This window comes from Streptomyces sp. NPDC058307 (genome assembly GCF_042880295.1).
GTDB lineage: Bacteria > Actinomycetota > Actinomycetes > Streptomycetales > Streptomycetaceae > Streptomyces.
Genome location: NZ_JBHVYZ010000025.1, coordinates 26865 through 49749 on the forward strand (window position 1 = coordinate 26865; position 22885 = coordinate 49749).

19 protein-coding genes, 4 pseudogenes and 1 riboswitch are annotated in these 22885 nt (G+C 70.8%); of the genes and pseudogenes, 9 read left to right on the forward strand and 14 right to left on the reverse strand.

The genetic code is table 11. From position 1 onward, the window contains the following. Nucleotides 1–94: 94 nt before the first annotated feature. Nucleotides 95–376 (forward strand): HPr family phosphocarrier protein, encoded by a 282-nt coding sequence (locus ACFVYN_RS19475; protein WP_007385204.1) that lies wholly within the window; start codon nucleotides 95–97, stop codon nucleotides 374–376. A gap of 127 nt (nucleotides 377–503) precedes the next feature. Here the strand turns inward: ACFVYN_RS19475 and ACFVYN_RS19480 are convergent, their stop codons facing one another. The 4 genes from ACFVYN_RS19480 to ACFVYN_RS19495 all read right to left on the reverse strand — a co-directional run bounded on the left by ACFVYN_RS19480 (nucleotide 504) and on the right by ACFVYN_RS19495 (nucleotide 5283). Continuing rightward, nucleotides 504–1199 carry a GntR family transcriptional regulator gene (locus ACFVYN_RS19480; RefSeq protein WP_389999955.1) on the reverse strand — a complete coding sequence of 232 codons (696 nt, stop codon included), beginning with the start codon at nucleotides 1197–1199 and terminating at the stop codon, nucleotides 504–506. A gap of 187 nt (nucleotides 1200–1386) precedes the next feature. Continuing rightward, nucleotides 1387–2139, reverse strand: coding sequence for a M23 family metallopeptidase (locus ACFVYN_RS19485; RefSeq protein WP_389999958.1), 753 nt, complete (start codon nucleotides 2137–2139; stop codon nucleotides 1387–1389). 12 nt (nucleotides 2140–2151) lie between these two features. Then, nucleotides 2152–2315: riboswitch (cyclic di-AMP (ydaO/yuaA leader) on the reverse strand. A 191-nt stretch (nucleotides 2316–2506) separates the two neighbouring features. Beyond that, complete coding sequence (locus ACFVYN_RS19490) at nucleotides 2507–3895, reverse strand: M16 family metallopeptidase (RefSeq protein WP_389999961.1); 1389 nt, start codon at nucleotides 3893–3895, stop codon at nucleotides 2507–2509. Beyond that, nucleotides 3892–5283 (reverse strand): M16 family metallopeptidase, encoded by a 1392-nt coding sequence (locus tag ACFVYN_RS19495; protein WP_390000113.1) that lies wholly within the window; start codon nucleotides 5281–5283, stop codon nucleotides 3892–3894. The genes ACFVYN_RS19490 and ACFVYN_RS19495 overlap by 4 nt, the downstream gene beginning before the upstream one ends. 325 nt (nucleotides 5284–5608) lie before the next feature. Here ACFVYN_RS19495 and ACFVYN_RS19500 point away from each other — a divergent pair, with 325 nt between their 5' ends. Then, nucleotides 5609–8062, forward strand: coding sequence for a DNA topoisomerase (ATP-hydrolyzing) subunit A (locus ACFVYN_RS19500; RefSeq protein ID WP_389999964.1), 2454 nt, complete (start codon nucleotides 5609–5611; stop codon nucleotides 8060–8062). Here the strand turns inward: ACFVYN_RS19500 and ACFVYN_RS19505 are convergent. After that, nucleotides 8059–9156: a CobW family GTP-binding protein gene (locus ACFVYN_RS19505; protein WP_389999968.1), complete on the reverse strand. Its 1098-nt coding sequence runs from the start codon at nucleotides 9154–9156 to the stop codon at nucleotides 8059–8061. The two genes, ACFVYN_RS19500 and ACFVYN_RS19505, sit on opposite strands and share 4 nt — an antisense overlap. 322 nt (nucleotides 9157–9478) lie before the next feature. On the opposite strand from ACFVYN_RS19505, the gene ACFVYN_RS19510 reads away from it, so the two are divergent. Together ACFVYN_RS19510 and ACFVYN_RS19515 are read left to right on the forward strand one after the other, a co-directional pair. Continuing rightward, a complete protein-coding gene (locus ACFVYN_RS19510) occupies nucleotides 9479–10045 on the forward strand; it encodes a DUF6082 family protein (protein WP_389999970.1) in 567 nt (188 codons plus the stop codon). 238 nt (nucleotides 10046–10283) lie between these two features. After that, nucleotides 10284–10523, forward strand: coding sequence for a hypothetical protein (locus ACFVYN_RS19515; protein ID WP_389999973.1), 240 nt, complete (start codon nucleotides 10284–10286; stop codon nucleotides 10521–10523). Between the two features lie 293 nt (nucleotides 10524–10816). Here ACFVYN_RS19515 and ACFVYN_RS19520 read toward each other — a convergent pair whose 3' ends face one another. After that, nucleotides 10817–11983 (reverse strand): citrate synthase/methylcitrate synthase, encoded by a 1167-nt coding sequence (locus tag ACFVYN_RS19520; RefSeq protein WP_389999975.1) that lies wholly within the window; start codon nucleotides 11981–11983, stop codon nucleotides 10817–10819. 112 nt (nucleotides 11984–12095) lie between these two features. On the opposite strand from ACFVYN_RS19520, the gene ACFVYN_RS19525 reads away from it, so the two are divergent. The 4 genes from ACFVYN_RS19525 (at nucleotide 12096) to ACFVYN_RS19540 (ending at nucleotide 16793) form a co-directional block, all read left to right on the forward strand. Continuing rightward, complete coding sequence (locus ACFVYN_RS19525) at nucleotides 12096–13358, forward strand: citrate synthase (protein WP_389999978.1); 1263 nt, start codon at nucleotides 12096–12098, stop codon at nucleotides 13356–13358. Nucleotides 13359–13410: 52 nt separating this feature from the next. Beyond that, nucleotides 13411–14355, forward strand: coding sequence for a sucrase ferredoxin (locus ACFVYN_RS19530; RefSeq protein WP_389999981.1), 945 nt, complete (start codon nucleotides 13411–13413; stop codon nucleotides 14353–14355). A 90-nt stretch (nucleotides 14356–14445) separates the two neighbouring features. After that, the gene (locus tag ACFVYN_RS19535; protein ID WP_389999984.1) at nucleotides 14446–16116 is read left to right on the forward strand and encodes an ATP-binding protein; all 1671 of its coding nucleotides are present in this window, start codon (nucleotides 14446–14448) and stop codon (nucleotides 16114–16116) included. Beyond that, nucleotides 16113–16793, forward strand: a complete 681-nt coding sequence (locus tag ACFVYN_RS19540; protein WP_389999987.1) for a response regulator — start codon at nucleotides 16113–16115, stop codon at nucleotides 16791–16793. The genes ACFVYN_RS19535 and ACFVYN_RS19540 overlap by 4 nt, the downstream gene beginning before the upstream one ends. A 6-nt stretch (nucleotides 16794–16799) precedes the next feature. Here the strand turns inward: ACFVYN_RS19540 and ACFVYN_RS19545 are convergent. The 3 pseudogenes from ACFVYN_RS19545 to ACFVYN_RS19555 all read right to left on the reverse strand — a co-directional run. Continuing rightward, a pseudogene (locus ACFVYN_RS19545) lies at nucleotides 16800–16973 on the reverse strand (ABC transporter substrate-binding protein); the annotation flags it as partial. A gap of 2 nt (nucleotides 16974–16975) precedes the next feature. Beyond that, nucleotides 16976–17191, reverse strand: a pseudogene (locus tag ACFVYN_RS19550) (ABC transporter permease); the annotation flags it as partial. Beyond that, nucleotides 17192–17458, reverse strand: a pseudogene (locus tag ACFVYN_RS19555) (ATP-binding cassette domain-containing protein); the annotation flags it as partial. On the opposite strand from ACFVYN_RS19555, the pseudogene ACFVYN_RS19560 reads away from it, so the two are divergent. Next, nucleotides 17448–17783: pseudogene (locus ACFVYN_RS19560) on the forward strand (helix-turn-helix domain-containing protein); the annotation flags it as partial. The pseudogenes ACFVYN_RS19555 and ACFVYN_RS19560 overlap by 11 nt on opposite strands. Before the next feature lie 93 nt (nucleotides 17784–17876). Here ACFVYN_RS19560 and ACFVYN_RS19565 read toward each other — a convergent pair. From ACFVYN_RS19565 to ACFVYN_RS19585, 5 genes are read right to left on the reverse strand one after another with little or no spacing between them, the layout of a single operon-like run. Next, nucleotides 17877–19469 (reverse strand): cation acetate symporter, encoded by a 1593-nt coding sequence (locus ACFVYN_RS19565; protein ID WP_389999990.1) that lies wholly within the window; start codon nucleotides 19467–19469, stop codon nucleotides 17877–17879. Beyond that, a complete protein-coding gene (locus ACFVYN_RS19570) occupies nucleotides 19466–20026 on the reverse strand; it encodes a DUF485 domain-containing protein (RefSeq protein ID WP_389999992.1) in 561 nt (186 codons plus the stop codon). The genes ACFVYN_RS19565 and ACFVYN_RS19570 overlap by 4 nt, the downstream gene beginning before the upstream one ends. A gap of 59 nt (nucleotides 20027–20085) precedes the next feature. Then, complete coding sequence (locus tag ACFVYN_RS19575; RefSeq protein ID WP_389999995.1) at nucleotides 20086–20778, reverse strand: response regulator; 693 nt, start codon at nucleotides 20776–20778, stop codon at nucleotides 20086–20088. After that, nucleotides 20775–21926 (reverse strand): sensor histidine kinase, encoded by a 1152-nt coding sequence (locus tag ACFVYN_RS19580; protein ID WP_389999998.1) that lies wholly within the window; start codon nucleotides 21924–21926, stop codon nucleotides 20775–20777. Before ACFVYN_RS19580 ends, ACFVYN_RS19575 begins: the two co-directional genes overlap by 4 nt. After that, nucleotides 21923–22447 carry a DUF1453 domain-containing protein gene (locus tag ACFVYN_RS19585; protein ID WP_390000001.1) on the reverse strand — a complete coding sequence of 175 codons (525 nt, stop codon included), beginning with the start codon at nucleotides 22445–22447 and terminating at the stop codon, nucleotides 21923–21925. Before ACFVYN_RS19585 ends, ACFVYN_RS19580 begins: the two co-directional genes overlap by 4 nt. Nucleotides 22448–22885 lie beyond the last annotated feature (438 nt).

The following is a 22885-nucleotide window of genomic DNA, read 5'->3' on the forward strand; positions in this document are numbered from 1 at the left end:
CCACTCCCCCCGGCAGGACTTCAGGCCTGTCCGGGAGCGCTTCACGTGTGGGAAACTGGTCTAGACAACCCTGAGAACCGAAGGGCAGCATCACATGGCTGAGCGCCGCGTCAACGTCGGCTGGGCCGAGGGCCTTCACGCCCGCCCCGCTTCCATCTTCGTCCGGGCCGCCACGGCCGCAGGCATCCCGGTGACGATCGCCAAGGCCGACGGCAACCCCGTCAACGCGGCCTCCATGCTGGCCGTTCTCGGCCTGGGCGCCCAGGGCGGCGAGGAGATCGTCCTCGCCTCCGACGCCGAGGGTGCGGACGCGGCCCTCGACCGGCTCGCCAAGCTGGTCGCCGAGGGGCTCGAGGAGCTTCCCGAGACCGTCTGAGGGAAGGTGCCCTGAAAAGCACCGAGGGGCTCGTCCGAATTACCGGGCGGGCCCTTCGCATTTCCCTTTTGCGGGCAGCGGAAATAGCGCCCCGCGAATTACTCCCTCTTTGTATACGGCGCCCGTGTTAATGCCGCAGACCTGTCACGTTTACAGGATGTTGCGAGGTCCTCACACGGTCCGTGCGGTCCGGCCCGGAGGTGAACCGCAGCCGGTGCGCCGCGCCCGAGCGCTCGGTGTGCAGCGTCGTGATCGCCCGCGCGCGCTCGCTGTCCCCGCGCGCCACCGCGTCCACGATCGCGCCGTGCTCCGCCCACGACTCCACGGGGTTGGCGGGCGCGTCCACGACGTACATCCAGGCGATCTTGTGGCGCAGCTGGGTCAGCATCGAGGTCAGCGCGGGGCTGCCGGAGGCCTGCGCGAGCGTCTCGTGGAACCAGCCCCCCAGGGAGCGCAGATCGTCGCTGTTGCCGCGCCTGGCCCGCTCCTGCCCCAGCCTGACCAGGCCGCGCAGCACCTTCAGATGGGCCTCGGTGCGCCGCTGGGCGGCCCGGGAGGCACCGAGCGGTTCGAGGAGCATGCGCATCTCCAGGAGGTCGGCGCCCTCCTGCTCGGTCGGTTCTGCCACACACGCGCCCGCGTGGCGCCGCGTCACCACGAAGCCCTCGGCCTCCAGTGTGCGCAGGGCTTCGCGGACCGGGACCCGGGAGACGCCGTAGCGGCGGGCGAGCAGTTCCTCGGTGAGCCGGCTCCCGCGCTCGTGGACTCCGGCGACGATGTCGTCGCGGATCGCCGTGCATACCGAGTGCGCCGGAATACGCATGTCCGACCTCCGTCTTAATCCCCGTGAAACGTCGCCGATTGACGTGTGTTCAGTGACTCTATTGCAATGAGCGGGAATTTCCGACGGCGGACGGGAATCCGGGGATATTTTTTGGACAACGGGGCCCCGGAAACGACGAAAACCCCGGCTCGGGAGCCGGGGCCTCGTGGCGGTCGCGCGGTGGGCGTCAGACGTTGACCCCGTGGGAGCGCAGGTAGGCGACGGGGTCGATGTCCGAGCCGTACTCGGGAGTGGTGCGCGCCTCGAAGTGCAGGTGCGGGCCGGTGACGTTGCCGGTCGCGCCGGAGAGGCCGATCTGCTGGCCGGGAGTGACCGACTGGCCGACCGAGACGCCGATGGACGACAGGTGGCCGTACTGGGTGTACGTGCCGTCGGCCATCCTGATCACGATCTGGTTGCCGTACGACCCGCCCCAGCCGGTCTCCACGACGGTGCCGCGGCCGACCGCGTGGACCGAGGTGCCGCTGGCGGCGTGGAAGTCGATGCCGGTGTGGCTGCCGGAGGACCACAGGGAGCCGCCGGTCTTGTAGCCGGTGGACACGTAGGAGCCGGAGATCGGGGCGACGAAGCGGTTGAGGCGCTTGCGCTCGGCCTCGCGGGCGGCGCGCTCCTTGGCCTCGCGTATCTCCTTGGCGCGCGCCTCGGCCTTGCGCTTGGCCTCCGCCGCCGCCTTCTTCTGCGCGGCGGCCTGCGCCTGCGCCTCGGCCTGGGCGTCGAGCTGGTCGGCGAGGGACTCCCCGACGCTGACGACGGGCATGAGGCCGGTCTGCTCCACGGAGTTGTCGGCGGCGAACGCCGGGGCTGCGATGGTGCCGATGACGCCGGTGGTGGCGAGGGCCGCGACACCCGCCGCGCGGGCGGTGGTGCGCTTCATACGGCCGGGACGACGGTGCTTCCCGGTGGCGCAGGTGAACGCCATGTGGTGGCTGGTCCTTTCCTTCCTTCTCGCCTACCGGGTTAGCTGACGGGTTCGGAGCAGGAAGGTCTCCTACGGACCCCCTCGCGGTGCGCGGGCGTCCGATTCACCCCAGGGACTTGTGATGGGTCCCCGGCTCCCCTGACTTACGCCATGCGGGGACTCGGCGATGACTGTCCGGTGCCGCGGGCGCGGCGCAGTGCCTGACGGACAGCCCAGAGGACGCTAAGCGGGGCCACTTTCAATCCCCAAACCGATCACGGGGTTTGTAGCGCATCCCACAGGGCAGACAGGCAACCTCCTGCCCAATTCGGACATCCAGGAGCCCTGGTGGCTGTTGCGTCACCAGGGCTCCTGACGTCCAGCTCCTCTACTCGGCCGTCACGACCTTGACTTCGCCGATGCCGAGCGCCTCGACGGGCTCCTTGATGGCGGCCGCGTCGCCGACCAGGATCGTCACCAGCCGGTCCACCGGGAAGGCGTTCACGACGGCCGCGGTGGCCTCGACGGTGCCGGTCGCGGCGAGCTGCTGGTACAGGGTCGCCTGGTAGTCGTCGGGCAGGTGCTGCTCGACCTGGTCGGCCAGCGTGCTCGCGACGGCCGCGGCCGTCTCGTACTTGAGCGGTGCCACTCCGACGAGGTTCTGTACGGCGACATCGCGCTCGGCGTCGGTGAGACCGCCCTCGGCCAGCGTGCGCAGCACCTTCCACAGGTCGTCCAGGGCGGGACCGGTGTTCGGGGTGTCGACCGAGCCGCTGATGGCGAGCATCGCGGCGCCCGAGCCGTCCGGGGCGGACCTGAGGACCTGCCCGAACGACCGTACGCCGTAGGTGTAGCCCTTCTCCTCGCGCAGGACGCGGTCCAGGCGGGAGGTGAGGGTGCCGCCGAGGCAGTAGGTGCCGAGCACCTGCGCGGGCCACACGCGTGCGTGCCGGTCGGCGCCGATACGGCCGATCAGCAGTTGCGTCTGGACGGCGCCGGGGCGGTCCACGATGACGACGCGGCCGGTGTCGTCGGCGGTCACCGGCGGCACGGGGCGCGGCCGGCCCGTGGACCCCGTCCAGGAGCCGAGGGTGTCGGCGAGCAGCGCGTCCAGGTCGATGCCGGTGAGGTCGCCGACGACCACGGCGGTCGCGGTGGCGGGCCGCACGTGCTTCTCGTAGAAGCCGCGTACGGCCGCGGAGTCGATGTTCTCGACGGTCTCCTCGGTGCCCTGGCGCGGGCGCGACATGCGCGAGTCCGCCGGGAACAGCTCCCTGGAGAGTTCCTTGGCGGCGCGCCGGGACGGGTTGGCCAGCTCGTGCGGGATCTCGTCCAGGCGGTTGCGGACGAGCCGCTCGACCTCGCTGTCCGCGAACGCGGGCGCCCTGAGCGCGTCGGCCAGCAGACCGAGCGCCTTCGCGAGGCGGGAGGCCGGCACTTCGAGGCTGAGGCGGACGCCCGGGTGGTCGGCGTGCGCGTCGAGGGTGGCGCCGCAGCGCTCCAGCTCGGCGGCGAACTCCTCGGCGGAGTGCTTGTCGGTGCCTTCGGAGAACGCGCGCGCCATGATCGTGGCGACACCGTCCAGGCCGGCCGGCTCGGCGTCCAGGGGCGCGTCCAGGAGCACCTCGACGGCGACGACCTGCTGGCCGGGGCGGTGGCAGCGCAGGAGGGTGAGGCCGTTGTCGAGCTTCCCGCGCTCGGGGGCGGGGAAGGCCCAGACCTTGGGCTCGCCCGCCTGCGGCTGCGGGTGGAATTCCATCGCGGCGAGCTCGGTCACTTGGCCGCCTCCTCGTTCTCGTCGGTCGCTTCCACGGTGGCCGCGGAGTCCGGGGCGTCGGCGTCCTCGGCGCTCTGGGCGATCTCGGCCGGGGCGGTGGGCTCGTAGACGAGCACCGCGCGGTTGTCGGGGCGCAGCTTGGCCTTGGCGACCTCCTGCACCTCCTCGGCGCTCACCTCCAGGACCCGCTGTACGGCGGTCAGGGCGAGCTGGGGGTCGCCGAACAGGACGGCGAAACGGCACAGTTCGTCGGCACGGCCCGCGACGGTGCCGAGCCGGTCCAGCCACTCGCGCTCCAACTGGGCCTGGGCGCGCTCCATTTCCTCGGCCGTGGGGCCCTCGGCGGCGAACCGGGCGAGCTCCTCGTCGATGGCGGCCTCGATGACCGGCACCTCGACATCACCAGAGGTCTTCACGTCGAGCCAGCCCAGGGAGGGCGCACCGGCCAGGCGCAGCAGGCCGAAGCCGGCCGCGACGGCCGTACGGTCGCGCCGTACCAGCCGGTTGTAGAGGCGGGAGGACTCTCCGCCGCCGAGGACGGTGAGGGCCAGGTCGGCCGCGTCCGCCTCACGGGTGCCGTCGTGCGGGAGCCGGTAGGCGGCCATCAACGCGCGCGCGGGGACCTCCTCCTCGACGACCTCGCGCAGCTGCTCGCCGATGACCTCGGGCAGGGAGCCGTCGCGGGGCGCGGGCTTGCCGTCGTGCGAGGGGATCGAGCCGAAGTACTTCTCGACCCAGGCGAGCGTCTGCTCCGGGTCGATGTCGCCGACGACCGACAGGACGGCGTTGTTGGGCGCGTAGTACGTGCGGAAGAACGCGCGCGCGTCCTCAAGCGTGGCCGCGTCCAGGTCTGCCATCGACCCGATCGGGGTGTGGTGGTAGGGGTGGCCCTCCGGGTACGCGAGCGCGGTCAGCTTCTCGAACGCGGTGCCATAGGGGACGTTGTCGTAGCGCTGCCTGCGCTCGTTCTTGACGACGTCGCGCTGGTTCTCCATCGACTCGTCGTCGAGGGCGGCCAGCAGCGAGCCCATGCGGTCGGCCTCCAGCCAGAGGGCGAGCTCCAGCTGGTGCGTCGGCATGGTCTCGAAGTAGTTGGTGCGCTCGAAGCTGGTGGTGCCGTTGAGCGAGCCGCCCGCGCCCTGGACAAGCTCGAAGTGCCCGTTGCCCTTGACCTGTCCGGAACCCTGGAACATCAAGTGCTCGAAAAGGTGAGCCAGGCCGGTACGTCCCTTGACCTCGTGGCGCGAACCGACGTCGTACCAGAGGCACACCGCCGCGACCGGGGTCAAGTGGTCCTCGGAGAGCACCACGCGCAGGCCGTTGGCCAGGCGGTGCTCGGTCGCTGTCAGGCCCCCGGTGCCTGCCTGGTCTGTGGCCGTGTGACCCATGGGCATGTACGTCCCTTCGATCGCGTTCGCGGTCGTGGAAACCGCGGTTTTCCTGCCGGTCCTGCCACTGTATGCAAGCGTGCGGACCCCCGGCGAAGTTCCCGGAGCGCGTACGCCCACAGCGGATCGCGTAGCCTGCGGGCAACCGTGACGGAGGCGCTGTGCCGTTGCCGGGCCGGGCGGCCCTGCCGGGCCCCGGCCCGGACTGTCAGTGCCGCGGTCCACAATGGTCCGCGCAGACCCGTTCACGCTTCAGCAAGAGTGAGCCAAAGGGCCGACGTGAGCGACCCGTAGGCGAGCGACCAGAAAAGAGGAGCCGGCAGCGATGGCCCGCCGCAGCACGAAGACCCCGCCGCCCGACGACTCGTACGAGGAGCGGATCCTCGACATCGACGTCGTGGACGAGATGAAGGGCTCGTACCTCGAGTACGCGTACTCGGTCATCTACTCCCGCGCGCTCCCCGACGCCCGCGACGGCCTCAAGCCGGTGCACCGGCGCATCGTCTACCAGATGAACGAGATGGGCCTGCGCCCCGACCGCGGTTATGTGAAGTGCGCCCGCGTGGTCGGCGAGGTCATGGGCAAGTTGCACCCGCACGGCGACGCGTCGATCTACGACGCCCTCGTGCGCATGGCACAGCCCTTCTCGATGAGCGTGCCGCTGATCGACGGCCACGGAAACTTCGGCTCGCTGGGCAACGACGACCCGCCGGCCGCCATGCGGTACACCGAGTGCCGCGCGGCCGAGGCCGCGAGCCTGATGACGGAGTCCATCGACGAGGACACCGTCGACTTCTCGCCCAACTACGACGGCCAGGAGCAGGAGCCGGGCGCGCTGCCCGCCGCCTTCCCCAACCTCCTGGTGAACGGCGCCTCGGGCATCGCGGTCGGCATGGCCACCAACATGGCGCCGCACAACCTTTCCGAGGTCATCGCGGCCGCCCGCCACCTGATCCGCTACCCGAACGCGGATCTGGACGCCCTGATGAAGCACGTCCCGGGCCCCGACCTGCCCACCGGCGGCCGGATCGTCGGTCTCTCCGGCATCCGGGACGCCTACGAGACGGGCCGCGGCACCTTCAAGATCCGCGCGACGGTGTCGGTGGAGACGGTGACGGCCCGCCGCAAGGGCCTGGTCGTCACCGAGCTGCCCTTCACGGTCGGCCCGGAGAAGGTGATCGCCAAGATCAAGGACCTGGTCGGCTCGAAGAAGCTGCAGGGCATCGCCGACGTCAAGGACCTCACCGACCGCGCGCACGGCCTGCGTCTGGTCATCGAGATCAAGAACGGCTTCGTGCCGGAGGCGGTCCTTGAGCAGCTCTACAAGCTGACGCCGATGGAGGAGTCCTTCGGCGTCAATAACGTCGCGCTGGTGGACGGTCAGCCCCTCACCCTGGGCCTCAAGGAGCTCCTCGAGGTCTATCTCGACCACCGCTTCGAAGTGGTGCGCCGCCGCAGCGAGTTCCGGCGCACCAAGCGGCGCGACCGACTGCACCTGGTCGAGGGGCTGCTCACCGCCCTGATCGACATCGACGAGGTCATCCGCATCATCCGCTCCAGCGACAACTCCGCGCAGGCGAAGGAAAGCCTGATCGAGCGCTTCTCGCTGAGCGAGATCCAGACGCAGTACATCCTGGACACGCCCCTGCGGCGTCTGACCCGGTTCGACCGCATCGAGCTGGAGTCGGAGAAGGACCGGCTCAACACCGAGATCGCGGAGCTGACCCGGATCCTGGAGTCGGACGCCGAGCTGCGCAAGCTGGTCTCCGCCGAGCTGGCCGCGGTCGCCAAGAAGTACGGCACCGAGCGGCGCACAGTGCTGCTGGAGGCCGGAGCCACGGCCCCCGTGGCCGCCGTACCGCTGCAGGTGGCGGACGACCCGTGCCGGGTGCTGCTGTCCTCGACGGGTCTGCTGGCCCGTACGGCGAACGGCGAGCCGCTCGCGGAGGAGGCCGGCGGCAAGCGCGCCAAGCACGACGTGATCGTCTCGGCGGTGCCGGCCACCGCGCGGGGCGAGATCGGCGCGGTGACCTCGTCCGGCCGTCTTCTCCGCCTGAACGTCATCGACCTGCCGCAGCTCCCGGAGTCGGCCGCGAACCTCGCGGGCGGCGCCCCGCTGTCGGAGTTCCTCTCCCTGGAGGACGGCGAGACGCTGATCTGCCTCACCACACTGGACGAGTCCTCGCCCGGTCTGGCGCTCGGCACCGAACAGGGCGTCGTCAAGCGCGTGGTCCCCGACTACCCGTCCAACAAGGACGAGTTGGAGGTCATCACGCTCAAGGAGGGCGACCGGATCGTCGGCGCGGTGGAACTGCGCACCGGCGAGGAGGACCTGGTCTTCATCACCGACGACGCCCAGCTCCTGCGCTACCAGGCCTCACAGGTCCGTCCGCAGGGGCGTCCCGCGGGCGGTATGACGGGCATCAAGCTCACCGAGGGCGCCAAGGTCATCTCCTTCACCGCGGTGGACCCGGCGGTGGACGCGGTCGTCTTCACGGTCGCGGGCTCACGCGGCACGCTCGACGACTCCGTCCAGACGACGGCCAAGCTGACGCCGTTCGACCAGTACCCGCGCAAGGGCCGCGCCACGGGCGGCGTCCGCTGCCAGCGGTTCCTGAAGGGCGAGGACTGCCTGTCCCTGGCCTGGGCTGGCGCCGTCCCCGCCCGCGCCGCGCAGAAGAACGGCACGCCGGCCGACCTCCCGGAGATCGACCCGCGCCGTGACGGCTCGGGCGTGTCGCTGGCGAAGACGGTGTCGGTGGTGGCGGGGCCGCTCTAGGCCGGTTCTTCGGGGTCCTCCTCGGTGCCCTGTACGTAACGCAGGACGCCCCACATGCCGGCCTCGTCGGCGTGCGGGGCGTCTGTCGTGTGTGCCCTGCACGCCTCCAGTTCCTTGCCGAGGGCGGGTACGTCGATGCCGGAGCCGATGAGGACGAGCTGGGTGCGGCGCGGGTCGCCGGGTGGCCAGGGTTCCGGGTAGAACCGCAGGAACCGCCCGACGGCATGGACGGCGTAACGGTTGCGGACGTCGTAGGGCCCGAAGTCGACGTATCCCTTGATCCGGTAGAGGCCTTCGGGACGGCTGTCGAGGAAGCCCATGAGCCGGCGTGGGGCGAGGGGCGTGTCCGAGGTGAAGGACAGGCTGTCGTAGGCGGAGTGCAGATGTCCGGTGTGGCCGTGGCTGTCGCTTTCGTGGTCGTGGTCGTGGTCGTGGTCGTGCAGGTCGTCGAAGGAGAGCTGTCCGATGCGCTCCTCGCCGGGCCGGCAGTCGAAGAGGAACTCGGGGTCGATGCGGCCGTAGGTGGCCGGGACGACGGCGGCACGGTCGACGAGGGACCGGACGACCGCCAGGACCCGCTCGGCGTCCTGAGGGGCCGCCCGGTCGAGCTTGTTGACCACGACGAGGTCGGCGAGTGCGAGATGCCGGTCGAGCTCGGGGTGCCGGGCGCGGGTGTCGTCGAACTCGGCGGCGTCGACGACCTCGACGAGACCGCCGTAGACGATCTCCGTCTGCTCGCTGGCGAGCACCATGCGGACGAGTTCATGCGGCTCGGCGAGACCGCTGGCCTCGATGACGATGACGTCGATTCCGGTGTCGGGGTGGGCGAGCCGGGAGAGGTACTGGTCGAGTTCACCGACGTCGACGGCGCAGCACAGGCAGCCGTTCCCGAGGGAGACGGTGGAGTCGCCGAGCGCGCCGGCGACGGCCATGGCGTCGATCTCGATGGCCCCGAAGTCGTTGACGATGGCTCCGATACGGCTGCCACCGCTGCGGTGCAGGAGATGATTGAGGAGCGTGGTCTTGCCGGAACCCAGGAATCCGGCGAGCACGACGACCGGGATCTGCCGGGGGCTCACGCTCGGCTGACTCAACGTACGACCTCTTTCGCGCTGCCGCGTGCACCGGATCGCGGCCCCGGCGCACGTAGGAGATTTGAATGCCGGACCAGGATACGAGCCGGAATAATCACCGCGAAGTGAACGATTGTTAGCAGCACTTGCGGGGCAGACGTTGGGGAAGGCGCCGGTTCGTGCGACCCTCACTTCCCTCCGTGCGCCTCCTCTCCGCCTCCCCCGCCGATCAGAGCCGCTCGGCACCCTGGGAGACGGCAAGCGCCGCCCACCGCTCGCCGGTCCCCATCAGTCGACCCGCACCCCGACGACCGGCGGACGGCCGTTTGAACCGGGGGTTGACATGGCCACACAGAGCTTTTGGACGCGAGGGCTGCGCAGGGCCGCCGCGGTCGGCGTCGGCGCGCTGGCGGGTGCCGTCGCCTCCCTCGCCGCACAGCAACACGCGATGCGGTCGCTCCATGCGCGGCTGGACCAGCTGGAAGGGGCTGCCCGTTCCCATCAGCACGCCGACCTGGCAAGTCAACAGCACCAGCACTGGGAACTGCTCAGCAAGGCCATTGACGATCCCGAGTTGGCCGAGGTCCTCGATCTCTACGAGGCGCCGGTGTCCGCCAAGCAGCGCCGCCAGTATCTGTTCGCCAACGCCTTGTACACGAACCTGCTCTTCTACTACCGCATCGGCAACCTGTCCAAGGAGGAGTTCTTCAAGCACGTCCGCGGCATCTTCCAGAACCCGATCGTCAGGGAGTACTGGTACGCCACCCAGCAGCAGCGGGCGAGCCTTGCGGACACCGACGAGGCGGAACTGGGCAAGCTGGTGGACGATCTGCTCCAGCAGCTGGAGGATTCGGACACAGAGGAGTGGTGGGTGGTCGGCGAGCCGCCCAGCGCACAGCAGAACTCCTGAGCCGCCCGTCTGCGGAAATCACACCAGCGGCCCATAACGAACAGGTCAAGTATCCCGTTGTCCCAGGCGCCGCTGAGGTTGACTCAGCCGCCGGGGTTGACTCACACGTGATCGCGTACGGCAGCCCCACCCCACCGTCGCCCACATCGCCAGATGACGCGTGGACCCCACAGGGCCGCCTCGCCTCGTAGCGCCGTGTGCGTTGCTCGTCATTCGTGAGACCAGAGGGAAACCAACAGTGAGTCAGATCATTCGCCGCCTCGGCGCATCGCCGCGCGAACGAGGCAGCACCTCCGGCGCGACGTGTCCGGACATCTTCGAGTTGGCCGACGGGAACTTCGCTGTCATCGGCACGGACGCGACCGGCTCTCTGGACTCGCAGCTTCCCTCGGACGCGGCACGGGCCGACTACGAACGCATCGTGGTCATCACGCGCGAGACGCTCGTGCGGGCCAAGGCCGACATTCCAGACGCCTAGGCGATGCCATGGCTCAAATCGAGCAGATAACCGCACTTGTCGGTTCGGTTACCGCCCTTGTCGCCGCTGCCACAGGTCTGGTGACCGTGATCAGGTCCCACTCCCGTCGGGGAAACTCCGGCACCAACGCGGTGCCGCCACCGCAGAGGCCGACTCCGGAAGGGCGACCTGCGCCTCACCGTCATGGGCCGCTGTCCCGGATCCTGCGACGGCATCGGTAGAACCGGGCAGCCTACGCTGACCGGTGGCCCGCCAGGTCCGGCACCACTCCCGGTGCCGGACCTGCGCGTTCCTCAGGCCGCTTGCGGCACCCCCACCGGCGCCACCGGCCCCACATACCGCGCCACCGGCCGGATGATCTTCGGGTCCGCCGCCTGCTCCAGGATGTTGGCGCTCCACCCCACCGCCCGCGCCGCCGCGAACGTGGGCGTGAACATCTCGCGGGGCAGCCCGCACAGCTCCATCACCACGCCCGCGTAGAACTCGACGTTGGTGTGCAGTTCCCGCCCCGGCTTCAGCTCGGCCAGGATGGCCTCGACATGACGTTCCACCTCGACGGCGAAGTCCACTCGGGGCCCGCCGAACCGTTGGGCGACCTCCCGGAGCATCCGGGAACGCGGGTCCTCCGTGCGGTAGATCGCATGGCCGAAGCCCATGATCCGTTCGCCCGCGAGCACCCGCTCACGGATCCATGGGTCGATACGGTCGGGCGTGCCGATCGCGTCCAGGGTGTCCAGGGCACGGCTCGGCGCTCCTCCGTGCAGCGGCCCGGACAGGGCTCCGACGGCCCCCACGAGACACGCCACCACGTCCGCCCCCGTCGACGCGATGACCCGTGCCGTAAAGGTTGATGCATTGAATCCGTGATCAATGGTCGAGATCAAGTACTGCTCGACCGCCCGTGCGCGCTGCGGCTCCGGCTCCGAGCCCGTCAACATGTACAGGTAGTTCGCCGCGTACGAGAGATCCTCGCGCGGTTCCACCGGCTCGAGTCCCTTGCCCAGCCGATGCAACGCGGTCAGCAGTGTCGGGACCGCCGCGGCCGCCGTGAGCGTGTCCCGTCGCCGCTCGTCCGGGTCGATGTCGTACACCGGCCGGAACCCCTTCGCCGCACCAAGCAGCGACAAGGCGCTGCGCATACCGGCGAGCGGCCCGGACCGTCCGCTCGCCGCCGCGATCGCGGGCAGCGCGGCCCGCACCTCGTCCGGCAGTCGCCGCAGCGCGGCGGTCTCGGCGCGGAACGCCACGGCCTGTCCGTAATCCGGCAGATCGCCGTGGACCAGGAGGTGCCAGACGTCCTCGAAGCAGCGGGTCCGCGCGAGCTCGACGGCAGAGTACTGGCGGTAGTGATAGAACCCCTCGCGCCCCCGTACGTCCCCGACCTCGGTGTCGGTGACGACGACTCCGGCGAGTCCTCGCGGTACGTCGACGAATGCGGTTGCGGACCTGTTGACCGACATGATTCCTCCCTGGACTTGATTTGACTGTCCATGGTTGACTCAGTCTCTGTCAATATTGATTAGATCAATGCAGGCTAATCAACCCACTTGGCTGCGGATACGGTGACCTCTTATGCGCGATCAAGCCCCCCTCCCCGGCCCCGCCGACCACCGGCTCAGCACCAAGGAGGCCGCCGAACTGCTCGGCGTGAAGCCCGAGACCGTCTACGCCTACGTGAGCCGCGGACAGCTCAGCAGCCGACGCGTTCCCGGCGGCCGGGGCAGCACCTTCGACGCCAAGGAGGTGGAGGCCCTCGCCCGGCGCAACCGCCGGGAGAGCGGCGGGAGTCCGGGCTCCGGCGGCGAACTGTCCGTGCGGACCCGCATCACGTTCATCGACCGGGACCGCTACTACTACCGGGGCGTCGACGCGACCGAACTCGCCGCGCGCCACTCCTACGAAGAGATTGCGGAGTGGCTCTGGACCGGACGCATGCAGCCCGGCATCACCTTCACCGCACCCGACGCCACGGTCGACACGGCCCGCCGCGCGGTGGAGGCGCTGCCCGAACACACCGGCCCCACCGACCGGTTGCGCGTCGCCGCGATCGCCGCCGCGGCGGCCGACCCACTGCGTTTCGACCTGTCCGAGGAGTCCGTGCTCGGCAGCGCCCGCACCCTCATCCCCACCCTCGTCGCCGCGCTGCCGCCCGTGCTCCACGACCGCCGCCGCGACGACGCGCGGCTGGCCCCCCGGCTGTGGACGCGGCTCAGCGGACGCAAGCCCGACGAGGCGTCCCTGCGCGCCCTGGACACCGCACTGGGCCTTCTCGTCGACCACGACCTCGCCGCCTCGACCCTCGCGGTACGCGTCGCCGCATCAGCTCGCGCGCACGCGTACGCGGCCGTGTCCGCCGGACTCGGTGTCCTGGAGGGCCCCTTGCACGGCGCGGCCAGCGGGCTCGCCCACAAGTTGCTGCTCGACGTGCTCGACCGCGGCGACGCGGCCCCCGTGATCTCGGAGGAGCTGCGGGCCGGCCGTCGCATCCCGGGCCTCGGTCACCGTCTCTACCCGGGCGAGGACCCGCGCGCGCGTGCTCTGTTCGCCCTCCTGGAGGAGATTCCGCGCGCCGAGCCCGCCCTCCTCGCGGCCCGCGACATCGTGGCCACCACCGCCCGCCACGCTCCCCTGCATGCCAACGTGGACCTGGCCCTCGCCGTGCTCACCGCCTCCTCGGGGATGCCGGCCACGGCCGGCGAGACGGTCTTCGCCGTCGCCCGTACGGCGGGCTGGATCGCGCACGCGCTGGAGGAGTACGGGGAACGTCCGCTGCGCATGCGCCCGAGCGGCACCTACATGGGCCCGAAGCCACCACAGCCGCTGCCGGAGCCCTGACACGGACCCGGCCGGACGTCGCCGCGCGCCTAGTCAGGTTAGGCTCACCTGTGTGAGTACCTGCTCAACGGTCTCGCACGACCTCGACGAGCCCGTTTCCGGAACCGCGGCCACCGCGCGGACCTGGCTGCTGCTGGAGCAGTCCGGTCCCTGGGGCGCCAAGGCGCTCACTTCGAGCCACCTGGACCCCGCGCTGGGCCGCGCCCTGGAGGCCGCGGCAAAGGACACGGGCGTGCGCATCGCGCTCATCCGCCGCCCCGGACGGCACGCCGACAGCGGAGCACTCACCACCCGGCAGGTGTACGCCGCCCACACCGTGCCCGGCAAGGTGTGGCTGCACAGTGCGACGACCCGCGATCCATGGGATCTGCTCGGCGTGGACCTCGCCGCGCTCGGCAGGGGTGACCACCGCACCTTCGACACGGCGCTCGGTGGACGCCCACACACCGGCGATCCGCTCGCACTCGTCTGCACCAACGGCAAACGGGACCGCTGCTGCGCGCTCCTGGGCCGTCCACTCGCCGCCGCACTGGCCGCCTCTGGCGTCGACGGCGCCTGGGAGGTCACCCATCTGGGTGGTCACCGCTTCTCCCCGACGCTGCTCGTCCTGCCGTACGGCTACGCCTACGGCCGCGCCGAGGCCCATGCCGTCAAGGAAGTCCTCCAGCGCGTGCAGGAGGGCCGGATCGTGGTCGAGGGGTGTCGCGGCAACTCCGCCTGGGAGCGTCCCGGCCAGGCGGCCGAGCTGGCCGTCCGCGCGGCGGTGCGTGAATACGCGGCCGAGGCCCTGACAGTCGTACGCACGGACGGCGCCGCCCCGCGCTGGGAGGTGACCCTCGCGCACGCCGACGGCCGCCATTGGCGCGTCCTCGTGGCCCAGAGCGCCTCCCTGCCGCCCCGACCTGAGAGCTGCGGGGCGTCGGTGCTCGGCTCACCCGCGCGGATGGACGTGGTGGCGGTGCGCGAGTTGAGCACATCGGCAGCGCTGGCGAGCTGACCGGACCGGCGAGTCCGTCAACGTATTGATCAAGAGATCCATGCCACACCCCCTGCGGCGGATCCGGCGCCTCCCCGTACCGTCATGGGTATGAGCCGCACTCCCCCTGCTCGCCGCCGGCGCCTCGGCCTGCCCCGCCGGGTGTTCTCGCAGGTTCTTCTCATGCAGTTGGCGATCGCCGCGGGGGTAGCGGTGCTCGCGACCGGTCTGTTCCTCGCGCCTTTGAGCAACCAGCTGGACGACCAGGCGATGCGCCGGGCGCTGGCCATCGCCCAGACCATCGCCGCGGAGTCGCAGATCCCGGAGCAGGTCAAGGACACGCCCCCGCTGCCCGACGGCCCCGTCGAGCGGGAGGCCGAGCGGATCCGCAGGGCGACCGGGGCGGAGTACGTCGTGGTGATGGACCGGCGAGGTGTCCGCTGGTCGCACCCCACCCGCGGCGAGGTGGGCAGGGTCGTCTCGACCGACCCGGGCCAGGCCCTGGCCGGCAAGGAGGTCATGCAGATCGACAGCGGCACCCTGGGCCGTACCGCCCGCGGCAAGGTGCCGCTGTACGACAGCGGGCACAACATCGTCGGGGCCGTCTCCGTCGGCATCGCCTACGACAGCGTGCGCGCCCGGCTGATCCACGCGATTCCGGGGCTGTTCGCATACGCCGGCGGGGCCCTCGCCGTGGGGGCGCTGGCAGCCTGGCTCATCTCCCGGAGAGTCCAGCGACAGACCCGCGACCTGGCCTTCTCCGACATCGCCGCTCTGCTCTCCGAGCGCGAGGCCATGCTGCACGGCATCCGGGAAGGCGTCGTCGCCCTGGACCGCGCCGGGCGCATCCGCCTGCTCAACGACGAGGCCAGGCGTCTTCTGGGCATCGGCGACGAGGCCGTCGGGCGCTCCCCGGACGAGGCGCTCGGGGACGGCCGTACGGCCGACGTCCTGGCCGGACGCGTGACGGGCACCGATCTGGTCACCGTGCACGGCCAGCGGGTGCTGGTCGCCAACCGTATGCCCACCGACGACGGCGGCGCCGTCGCCACCCTTCGCGACCGCACCGAGCTGGAGCAGCTCGGCCGGGAACTCGACTCGACACATGGCCTCATCGACGCCCTGCGCGCCCAGGACCACGAGCACGCCAACCGTATGCACACGCTCCTGGGGCTGCTGGAGCTGGAGATGTACGACGACGCCGTGGAGTTCGTCGGAGAGGTCGTCGGCGACCACCGGGCCACCGCGGAGCAGGTCACCGAGAAGATCGAGGACCCGCTGCTCGCAGCGCTACTGGTGGGCAAGGCGACCGTCGCCGCCGAACGCGGGGTCGCCCTGTGGGTCTCCGACGGGACCCGGCTGCCGGACCGGCTGGTCGATCCGAGCGGGCTGGTCACGATCGTCGGCAACCTGGTGGACAACGCCCTGGACGCCGCCGCCGGCGCACCGCACGCGCGCGTGGAGGTCGAGCTGCGCACCGAGGGCCGTACCGCCGTCCTCAGGGTGCGGGACACCGGGCCCGGCATCCCGGTGGAACAGCGGGAACTGGTCTTCACAGAGGGCTGGTCGACCAAGGAGCCGCCCGCGCATCGAGGGCGCGGCCTCGGGCTCTCCCTCGTGCGCAAGCTCGCCGAACGGCAGGGGGGCAGCGCGACCGTGGGCGAGGCCGGCGGCGGAGGCGCGGAGTTCACCGTCGTGCTGCCGGACGCACTGGCCGAGCCGCAACCGGCGCTCACCGCGCCGCCCGCCCGGCCCACCGCCGTCGAGGAGGAGTCGCGATGATCGAGGTCCTGGTCGTGGACGACGACACCCGCGTGGCGCGGGTCAACGCCGCCTACGTCGAGAAGGTCCCCGGCTTCCACGTGGCCGGCGAGGCGCACAGCGCCGCGGAGGCGCTGCGTCAGCTGGATAGCCTCCCCCACGTCGACCTGGTTCTCATGGACCACTACCTGCCCGACGAGACGGGCCTGGCGGTCGTCCAGGAGATGCGCCGGCGCGGCCACCAGACCGACGTGATCATGGTGACGGCGGCGCGGGACGTGACGACCGTCCAGGCGGCGATGCGTCATGGCGCGCTGCAGTACCTGGTCAAGCCGTTCGCCTTCGCGGGCCTCAGGGTCAGGCTGGAGGCGTACGCCGAACTGCGGCGCACCCTGGACGGCGGCGGCGAGGCGGAGCAGGCGGAGGTCGACCGCATCTTCGGCGCGCTCTCCTCGCCGACGGAACCCGATCTGCCCAAGGGGCACTCCCCGACCACGGTGGAGCTCGTCCGCAGGTCTCTGATGAACGCCGAAGGGCCGTTGTCGGCGCAGGAGATCGCCGACCGGACAGGGGTGAGCCGGCAGACCGCCCAGCGCTACCTGAAGCTCCTGGAGCGCACCGGGCGGGCCAGACTCACCCTCAAGTACGGCGAGGCGGGCCGTCCGGAACACCGTTATGTGTGGGCGACCCGCCCGTGAGGAGGATCAGCCGGCGTTCTGCGCTGCCTTGTCGACGAACTCCTTGAGGACCTTCTCGACGGTCTCGGGACCGTCCTTGGGCATCACGCCGTCGTCGGTGAACATGGGCAGCGTGTTCTTGATGGCCACCGCGTACAGCAGCTTGTTGCCCTGCGAGTAGTCGGCGGGCATCTTGTCGGCGCCAAGGTGATCCGCCCCAACGCAATACCGAGGACCACACCGGCCACCACACCGACGACCCAGCCCAGCAGCGCCTCGTACAGCGTGTACCAGACCTGCTCGCCCAGCGAACCGAGTGCGGTCCCGTGCGTCACCCAGGTCCAGATCTGGTCCCAGATCTTCGAGGGCATGGAGATGTTGAAGGGATCGATGACCTCGGTCCGCGAGAGCGCTTCCCAGGCCCGGGTCTGCACGTCGAGCGCGGAGAACGGCTCGTCCATGAGCAGGATCACGGGGTCGTTGACGAAGGTCGCGGCGAGCGCGACCCGCTTGCGCGGGCCTCCGGAGAGCTGATGGGGGTAGCGGTCCTCGAAGGTCGTGAGCCCGACCCGGGCCAGCCATTCCCGCGCCTTCTGCCTGGCCTCCGCCTTGGGCACGCCCCGGAAGCGAGGGCCGACCATGACATTGGACAGGACCGTGCGCCACGGGAAGGTGGCGTCCTGCCGCACCGTCGACCGGGTCGGTGGCCACGGCATCGCCGGTCAGGAGCAGGTCGACCGCATCTTCAGCGCCCTGCGCACCACCTCGACTCCGGCCTCCCCCGGCCTGCCCAGCGGCCACTCGGAGCCGACCACGGACCTCATCTGCCGCGTCCTGCACCACGTCGGCCACCCGCTGTCGGCCCACGAGGTCGCCGCCGAGACGGACCTGAGCCGCTCCACCGCCCAGCGCTACCTCCGCCACCTCGAACAGGCCGGCCGCCTCCGCCTGTCCCTCAGATACGGCGACACCGGACGCCCGGAGCACCGGTACGCGCGGGTGACGCCGTAGCAGTACACCCCGAGATGCCCCAACAGCGAGGTCGTACGGCGAAGACGGGCGCCGTACGACGACGAGGGCGCCGTCCGGTCACAGACGCCGTGCCTACACGGCCCCCGCCCCCGTGAGCGACCGCACCTCGGTCTCCGCGTGCTTGGCCTCGTCGGCGACCTCCGCCGAGGTGACCGTGCCGAGCCAGCCCGCGACGAAGCCCAGCGGGATGGAGACCAGACCGGGGTTCTGCAGCGGGAAGTACTGGAAGTCGACGCCTGGGAAGAGGGACTCCGGGCTGCCGGACACCACGGGAGACAGCAGCACCAGGGCCATGGCGGGGATCAGGCCACCGTAGACGGACCAGACGGCACCCCGGGTGGTGAACCCCCGCCAGAACAGCGAGTAGAGCAGCACCGGAAGGTTCGCGGACGCGGCGACGGCGAAGGCGAGGCCCACCAGGAAGGCGACGTTGAGATCGCGGGCCAGCAGGCCGAGGGCGATCGCGATCACGCCGATCCCGACGGCGGCGGTCCTGGCCACGGCCACCTCGCTGCGCGGCCTGGCCCGTCGGCGCCGCAGTGAGGCGTACAGGTCATGGGCGACGGAGGCCGAGGAGGCGAGGGTGATGCCGGCGACCACGGCGAGGATCGTGGCGAAGGCCACGGCGGCGACGATCGCGAACAGAACCGTTCCTCCCGTGGAGTCGGCGCCGCCGCCCAGGTCGAGGGCCAGGAGGGGGACGGCGGTGTTCCCCGCGGCGTTCGATCCCCGGACCGTCTCGGGACCCACGATCGCCGCGGCACCGAACCCGAGGACGATCGTCATCAGATAGAAGCCGCCGATGAGCCCGATCGACCAGACCACCGAACGCCGTGCGGCGCGTGCCGTGGGCACGGTGTAGAAGCGGGACAGGATGTGCGGAAGCCCCGCCGTGCCGAGCACGAGAGCGAGCCCCAGACTGATGAAGTCGAGGCGGGCGGTCCAGTCCCCGCCGTACTTCAGACCAGGTGCCAGAAACGACTGGCCGTGGCCGCTGCGCTCCGCCGCCGTGAGCAGCAACTGGTCGACGTCGCCGTGGAACCGCACCAGCACGAGCACGGTCAATGCGACGGTCCCACCGAGCAGCAGGACCGCCTTGACGATCTGGATCCAGGTCGTCGCCCGCATCCCGCCCAGGGACACATAGATCACCATGAGCGCCCCGACGCCGATGACGGTCCAGGACTGAGCCGCCTGGCTGGTGCCTCCGAGCAGCAACGCGACCAGGCTGCCCGCGCCCACCATCTGGGCCACCAGATACAGAACGGACACGGTGACCGAGGACGTTCCCGCCGCGATCCGCACCGGCCGCTCGCTCATCCGCGCGGCGACCACGTCGGCCAGCGTGAACCGCCCGCAGTTGCGCACCAGTTCGGCGACGAGGAACAGCACCACCAGCCAGGCCACGAGGAAGCCCACCGAGTAGAGCATGCCGTCGTACCCGAAGAGCGCGATGAGCCCGGAGATACCGAGGAAGGACGCGGCCGACATGTAGTCACCCGCGATGGCAAAACCATTCTCCATCGGCGAGAACAGCCGACCGCCCGCATAGAACTCCTCCGCCGAACCGTGCCGGTGGCGGCTCACCCACGTCGTGATCCCCAGCGTGACCGCGACGAACGCGCTGAACAGCAGCAGCGCCAGAGTCTGGTGGTTCCCCGTCACGACGCACCGCCCCGGGCCGTGCGCGTCAGTTCCTGGGTGTCCCATCGCAGTTCGAGGGCGGCCCGGTCCCGGCGCAGACGCGCGTGCCGGGCATAGGCCCAAGTGAGCACGAAGGTGGTGAGGAACTGCCCGAGCCCCGCGAGCATCGCCACGTTCACCGCGCCTGCCACCGGCCGCGCCATCAGTCCCGGCGCGCTCGTCGCTGTCACGACGTAGGCCACGTACCAGGCGAAGAACCCGATGCCCGCGGGCACCACGAACCTGCGATACCTGCTGCGCACCTCCTGGAAGGCCGCGCTGCGCTGCACCTCGAGGTAGACGTCGGCCGCCGCGGCGGCCCGGTCCTCACGCTCCGCGCGTGCCGTCGCGACCGGTGCCACGGATGTGCCGTCACCGCCCGTCTCGCCCCAGCCGGAGGCGAGCTCGTCGTACCAGGGATCGTCGTACCGCACCCCGGCGCACGCTTCGGCGCGGGCCACATCGTGGCCGTCGTGGTTCTCGGCCGAACTCTCGGCATCGCCCTCGCTTCCGCGGGGACGAGCGTTGCTTGACTGCATGCCCAAGGATGGACAGAACGGGAACATCCCCGACTCTTTTCCCGGTGCTCTTCACCCCATCAGGTGACTCCTCCCATCGGTGGCCGTACAAGCCCCTTCGCATAGGCGTAACGCACCGCTTGCGCACGGTCCTTGATGCCCGTCTTGGCGAAGAGGTTGTTGATGTGGGTCTTCACCGTGGCTGTGGAGACATGCAGTTCGCGGGCGATCTCCTGATTGGTCAGTCCTTCGGCGATCAGCTCCAGCACTTCGACCTCCCGGGCGGTGAGCCCGTCGGGCGCCTCCGCGGGCACCGGCTGCGGAGGCTCGGGGTCCGACAGCCGCTCCAGCAGTCGCCGCTGGATGCTCGGCGACAGTCCGGCATCCCCGGAGAGCACGCTGTGCACGGCCCGCACGATCTCGTCACCTCCCGCGTCCTTGGTGAGATAGCCGCGTGCCCCAGCCTTGAGCGCGGGAAACAGCGACTCGTCGTCCGCGAACGTCGTCAGCACCACGACCTGCGTCCCCGGGTACTGGGCCCGGATCCTGCGGGTCGCCTCCACCCCGTCGCAGCGGGGCATGCGCAGGTCCATGAGCACCACGTCCGGGGCGAGTTCGGCGACGAGCGCCACCGCCTCCTCCCCGTCCCCGGCCGCGCCCACGACCTCGACCCCGGGCAGCAGACCGAGCAGCATGACGATGCCTTCGCGCACCACGGTCTGGTCGTCCGCGACCACCACCCGCGCGGGCTTCGTCTCCGCCCCCACCGTCATACGGGCACCTTCAACGTCACCACGAACCCTCCGTCGTCCGGCCCGGCGTCCAGCGAACCGCCCAGCAGTTCGGCGCGCTCCCGCATCCCCAGCAGACCGTACCCGCCTCCGATGGTGGTGAGTTCGCCCGCCGAACCACCCGAGTCCCGTACGACCAGCGTCACCTGCTCCTCGCCGTACTCCAGCCAGATCCGGACCATGGCTCCCGGCGCATGCTTGCGGACGTTGGTCAGGGCCTCCTGCGCGACCCTGCGCACGGCCTGGGACGCCTCGGCCGGCAGCGGTCTGCGCTCACCCGAAATGGTGGTCTCGGCGCCGTCGGCCGTCCCCACGAGCCGGCTCAGGAACTCCTCCAGCGAAGTCATGTCCCCACGCAGAGCCGACAGCGCCTGCCGGGTCTCCGTGAGACCGTCGCGGGCCATGCCCCGGGCCGCCACCACCCGTTCTAGGATCTGGTCCCGGTCCGCACCCTTCTCGATCAGCAACCGGGCCGCCTCCAGGTGCACGAGCTGGGCCGAGAGACTGTGGGCCAGCACGTCGTGAATCTCCCGAGCGATCCGGGCCCGCTCCGCGAGTGCCGCCGACTCCGCCTCGGCCGCCCGCGCGGCCCGCTCCTGGTTGAGCAGCCGCTGGGCGTTCCCGCGAGCCTCGGCGTCCAGTCGCAGGACATAGCCGGCCAGGGCGAGCCCCGCGGTCGTGGCCAGGGTGGTCAGCCACACGTCGTCGTTGAAGGCGGCGTACAGGGCGAGGGCGACCACGGTCACGGGCAGGGCGGCGGCGATGGGCAGCCGCTCCAGGGCGGTGATGGCGCAGCCGCACCAGAGCACGAGGGCGACGACCCCGAAGTCGGCGGCCTGGGCGGCGACCGCGATCGTCAGGAGGACGCCGTAGAGCGCCAGGGAGAGCCAGAGCCGGTGCTCCAGGGTGGTGCGGAAGAGTGCCCAGGCGACGACGGCGGACAGGAGGATTCCCGTCACTGCTCCGAGCACGCCCCAGCCCTGCACATGGCTGCTGTGGAAAGCGCCCCACAGGAGCATGGCGAGCACCAGCGACCGCGTGACCCAGCCGAGCAGACGCCGAGGACGCGTGGTCGCCTCACGCCCGAGCGCCTCCCGGGAGGGCCAGTGGGTCCAGGCGTTGTCCGTCACACGCGTTCCTTCCCCGTGGACCGGACCATGGGCTCACCGTACGCCGGGCCGGGTGCGGCGAGAGGGCTCAGGAAGTGCGCTCGCCGGACCAGGATCCCGGAGCGCACGAGCAGGGTGGTCGCCAGGGCGAGCAGCAGCGCGGAGGAGTCCTGGTGGACACCGATCGCCGCACCGAGTGCGAAGAGGCCGACGCGCAGGGCGATGCCTACGGCCCAAACAGCTCCGCTCGCCTTGGTGCTTCTGCTCCACACCTCGCCGTCCGACTCCGTCCATATACGGCTCGTCCAGGCCCAGCCGGCCCCGATAGCGAGGCCGGTGAGCAGTTCGGCGATGAGCAGGGTGACGGATGCCGTGCGGTGATGGGCGTCCACCAGACCCGGCTCGCGCAGTGCCACGGCTGCCAGGACGGCGGGCAGCAGCCACCAGCGCCGGGCGGTGTCGATCCGGCTCGCCCGGAACTGCCGGGCGATCACCGCGACCACCGCGACCACGATCAGCAACGCGTCGACGAGCCCGGACATCACAGCCTCCGTGAGCGAGGAAGGGTCTGCCGGCAGCGGACGCCGCCGACACCTTCGAAGCTACGGAAATCCGCAGGTCGGGAGATCGGAGCTGGGGTGGATCACGGGTGGATTCCCAGGCAGCCGGGCCCTCCACCCACGGGTGGACAACCGCCGTCCGCAAGCCCCTCGGACACGCCACCGTCAGCCGCCGACGCGACGGACGCCATGGTCAGCCACCGCCGGCGACATCACGAGCGCCGGAGGCCCGTGGCGACCGTGCTCGCCCACCTCGGCCGACCGCGAAGACCACAGGGCTGTGCCGCGGGTGCGGACCAAACCCGTCCGAACACGAGTCGGGGGGGGGGGGGTAACCGCCCCCCCGCCGGGGGAAGCGGGGGTAAGCGGCCCCTCCAGGCGCGGCGCCCCCCCCCCATTGGAAACCGTACGCCGGGGCAC

What these genes read in the sequence shown, in the direction of transcription:
- ACFVYN_RS19475 (WP_007385204.1), top strand. Translation starts at nt 95, where the DNA reads ATGGCTGAGCGCCGCGTCAACGTCGGCTGGGCCGAGGGCCTTCACGCC.
- ACFVYN_RS19480 (WP_389999955.1), bottom strand. Translation starts at nt 1,199, where the DNA reads ATGCGTATTCCGGCGCACTCGGTATGCACGGCGATCCGCGACGACATC.
- ACFVYN_RS19485 (WP_389999958.1), bottom strand. Translation starts at nt 2,139, where the DNA reads ATGGCGTTCACCTGCGCCACCGGGAAGCACCGTCGTCCCGGCCGTATG.
- ACFVYN_RS19495 (WP_390000113.1), bottom strand. Translation starts at nt 5,283, where the DNA reads ATGGGTCACACGGCCACAGACCAGGCAGGCACCGGGGGCCTGACAGCG.
- ACFVYN_RS19500 (WP_389999964.1), top strand. Translation starts at nt 5,609, where the DNA reads ATGGCCCGCCGCAGCACGAAGACCCCGCCGCCCGACGACTCGTACGAG.
- ACFVYN_RS19510 (WP_389999970.1), top strand. Translation starts at nt 9,479, where the DNA reads ATGGCCACACAGAGCTTTTGGACGCGAGGGCTGCGCAGGGCCGCCGCG.
- ACFVYN_RS19520 (WP_389999975.1), bottom strand. Translation starts at nt 11,983, where the DNA reads ATGTCGGTCAACAGGTCCGCAACCGCATTCGTCGACGTACCGCGAGGA.
- ACFVYN_RS19525 (WP_389999978.1), top strand. Translation starts at nt 12,096, where the DNA reads ATGCGCGATCAAGCCCCCCTCCCCGGCCCCGCCGACCACCGGCTCAGC.
- ACFVYN_RS19535 (WP_389999984.1), top strand. Translation starts at nt 14,446, where the DNA reads ATGAGCCGCACTCCCCCTGCTCGCCGCCGGCGCCTCGGCCTGCCCCGC.
- ACFVYN_RS19540 (WP_389999987.1), top strand. Translation starts at nt 16,113, where the DNA reads ATGATCGAGGTCCTGGTCGTGGACGACGACACCCGCGTGGCGCGGGTC.
- ACFVYN_RS19570 (WP_389999992.1), bottom strand. Translation starts at nt 20,026, where the DNA reads ATGCAGTCAAGCAACGCTCGTCCCCGCGGAAGCGAGGGCGATGCCGAG.
- ACFVYN_RS19575 (WP_389999995.1), bottom strand. Translation starts at nt 20,778, where the DNA reads ATGACGGTGGGGGCGGAGACGAAGCCCGCGCGGGTGGTGGTCGCGGAC.
- ACFVYN_RS19585 (WP_390000001.1), bottom strand. Translation starts at nt 22,447, where the DNA reads ATGTCCGGGCTCGTCGACGCGTTGCTGATCGTGGTCGCGGTGGTCGCG.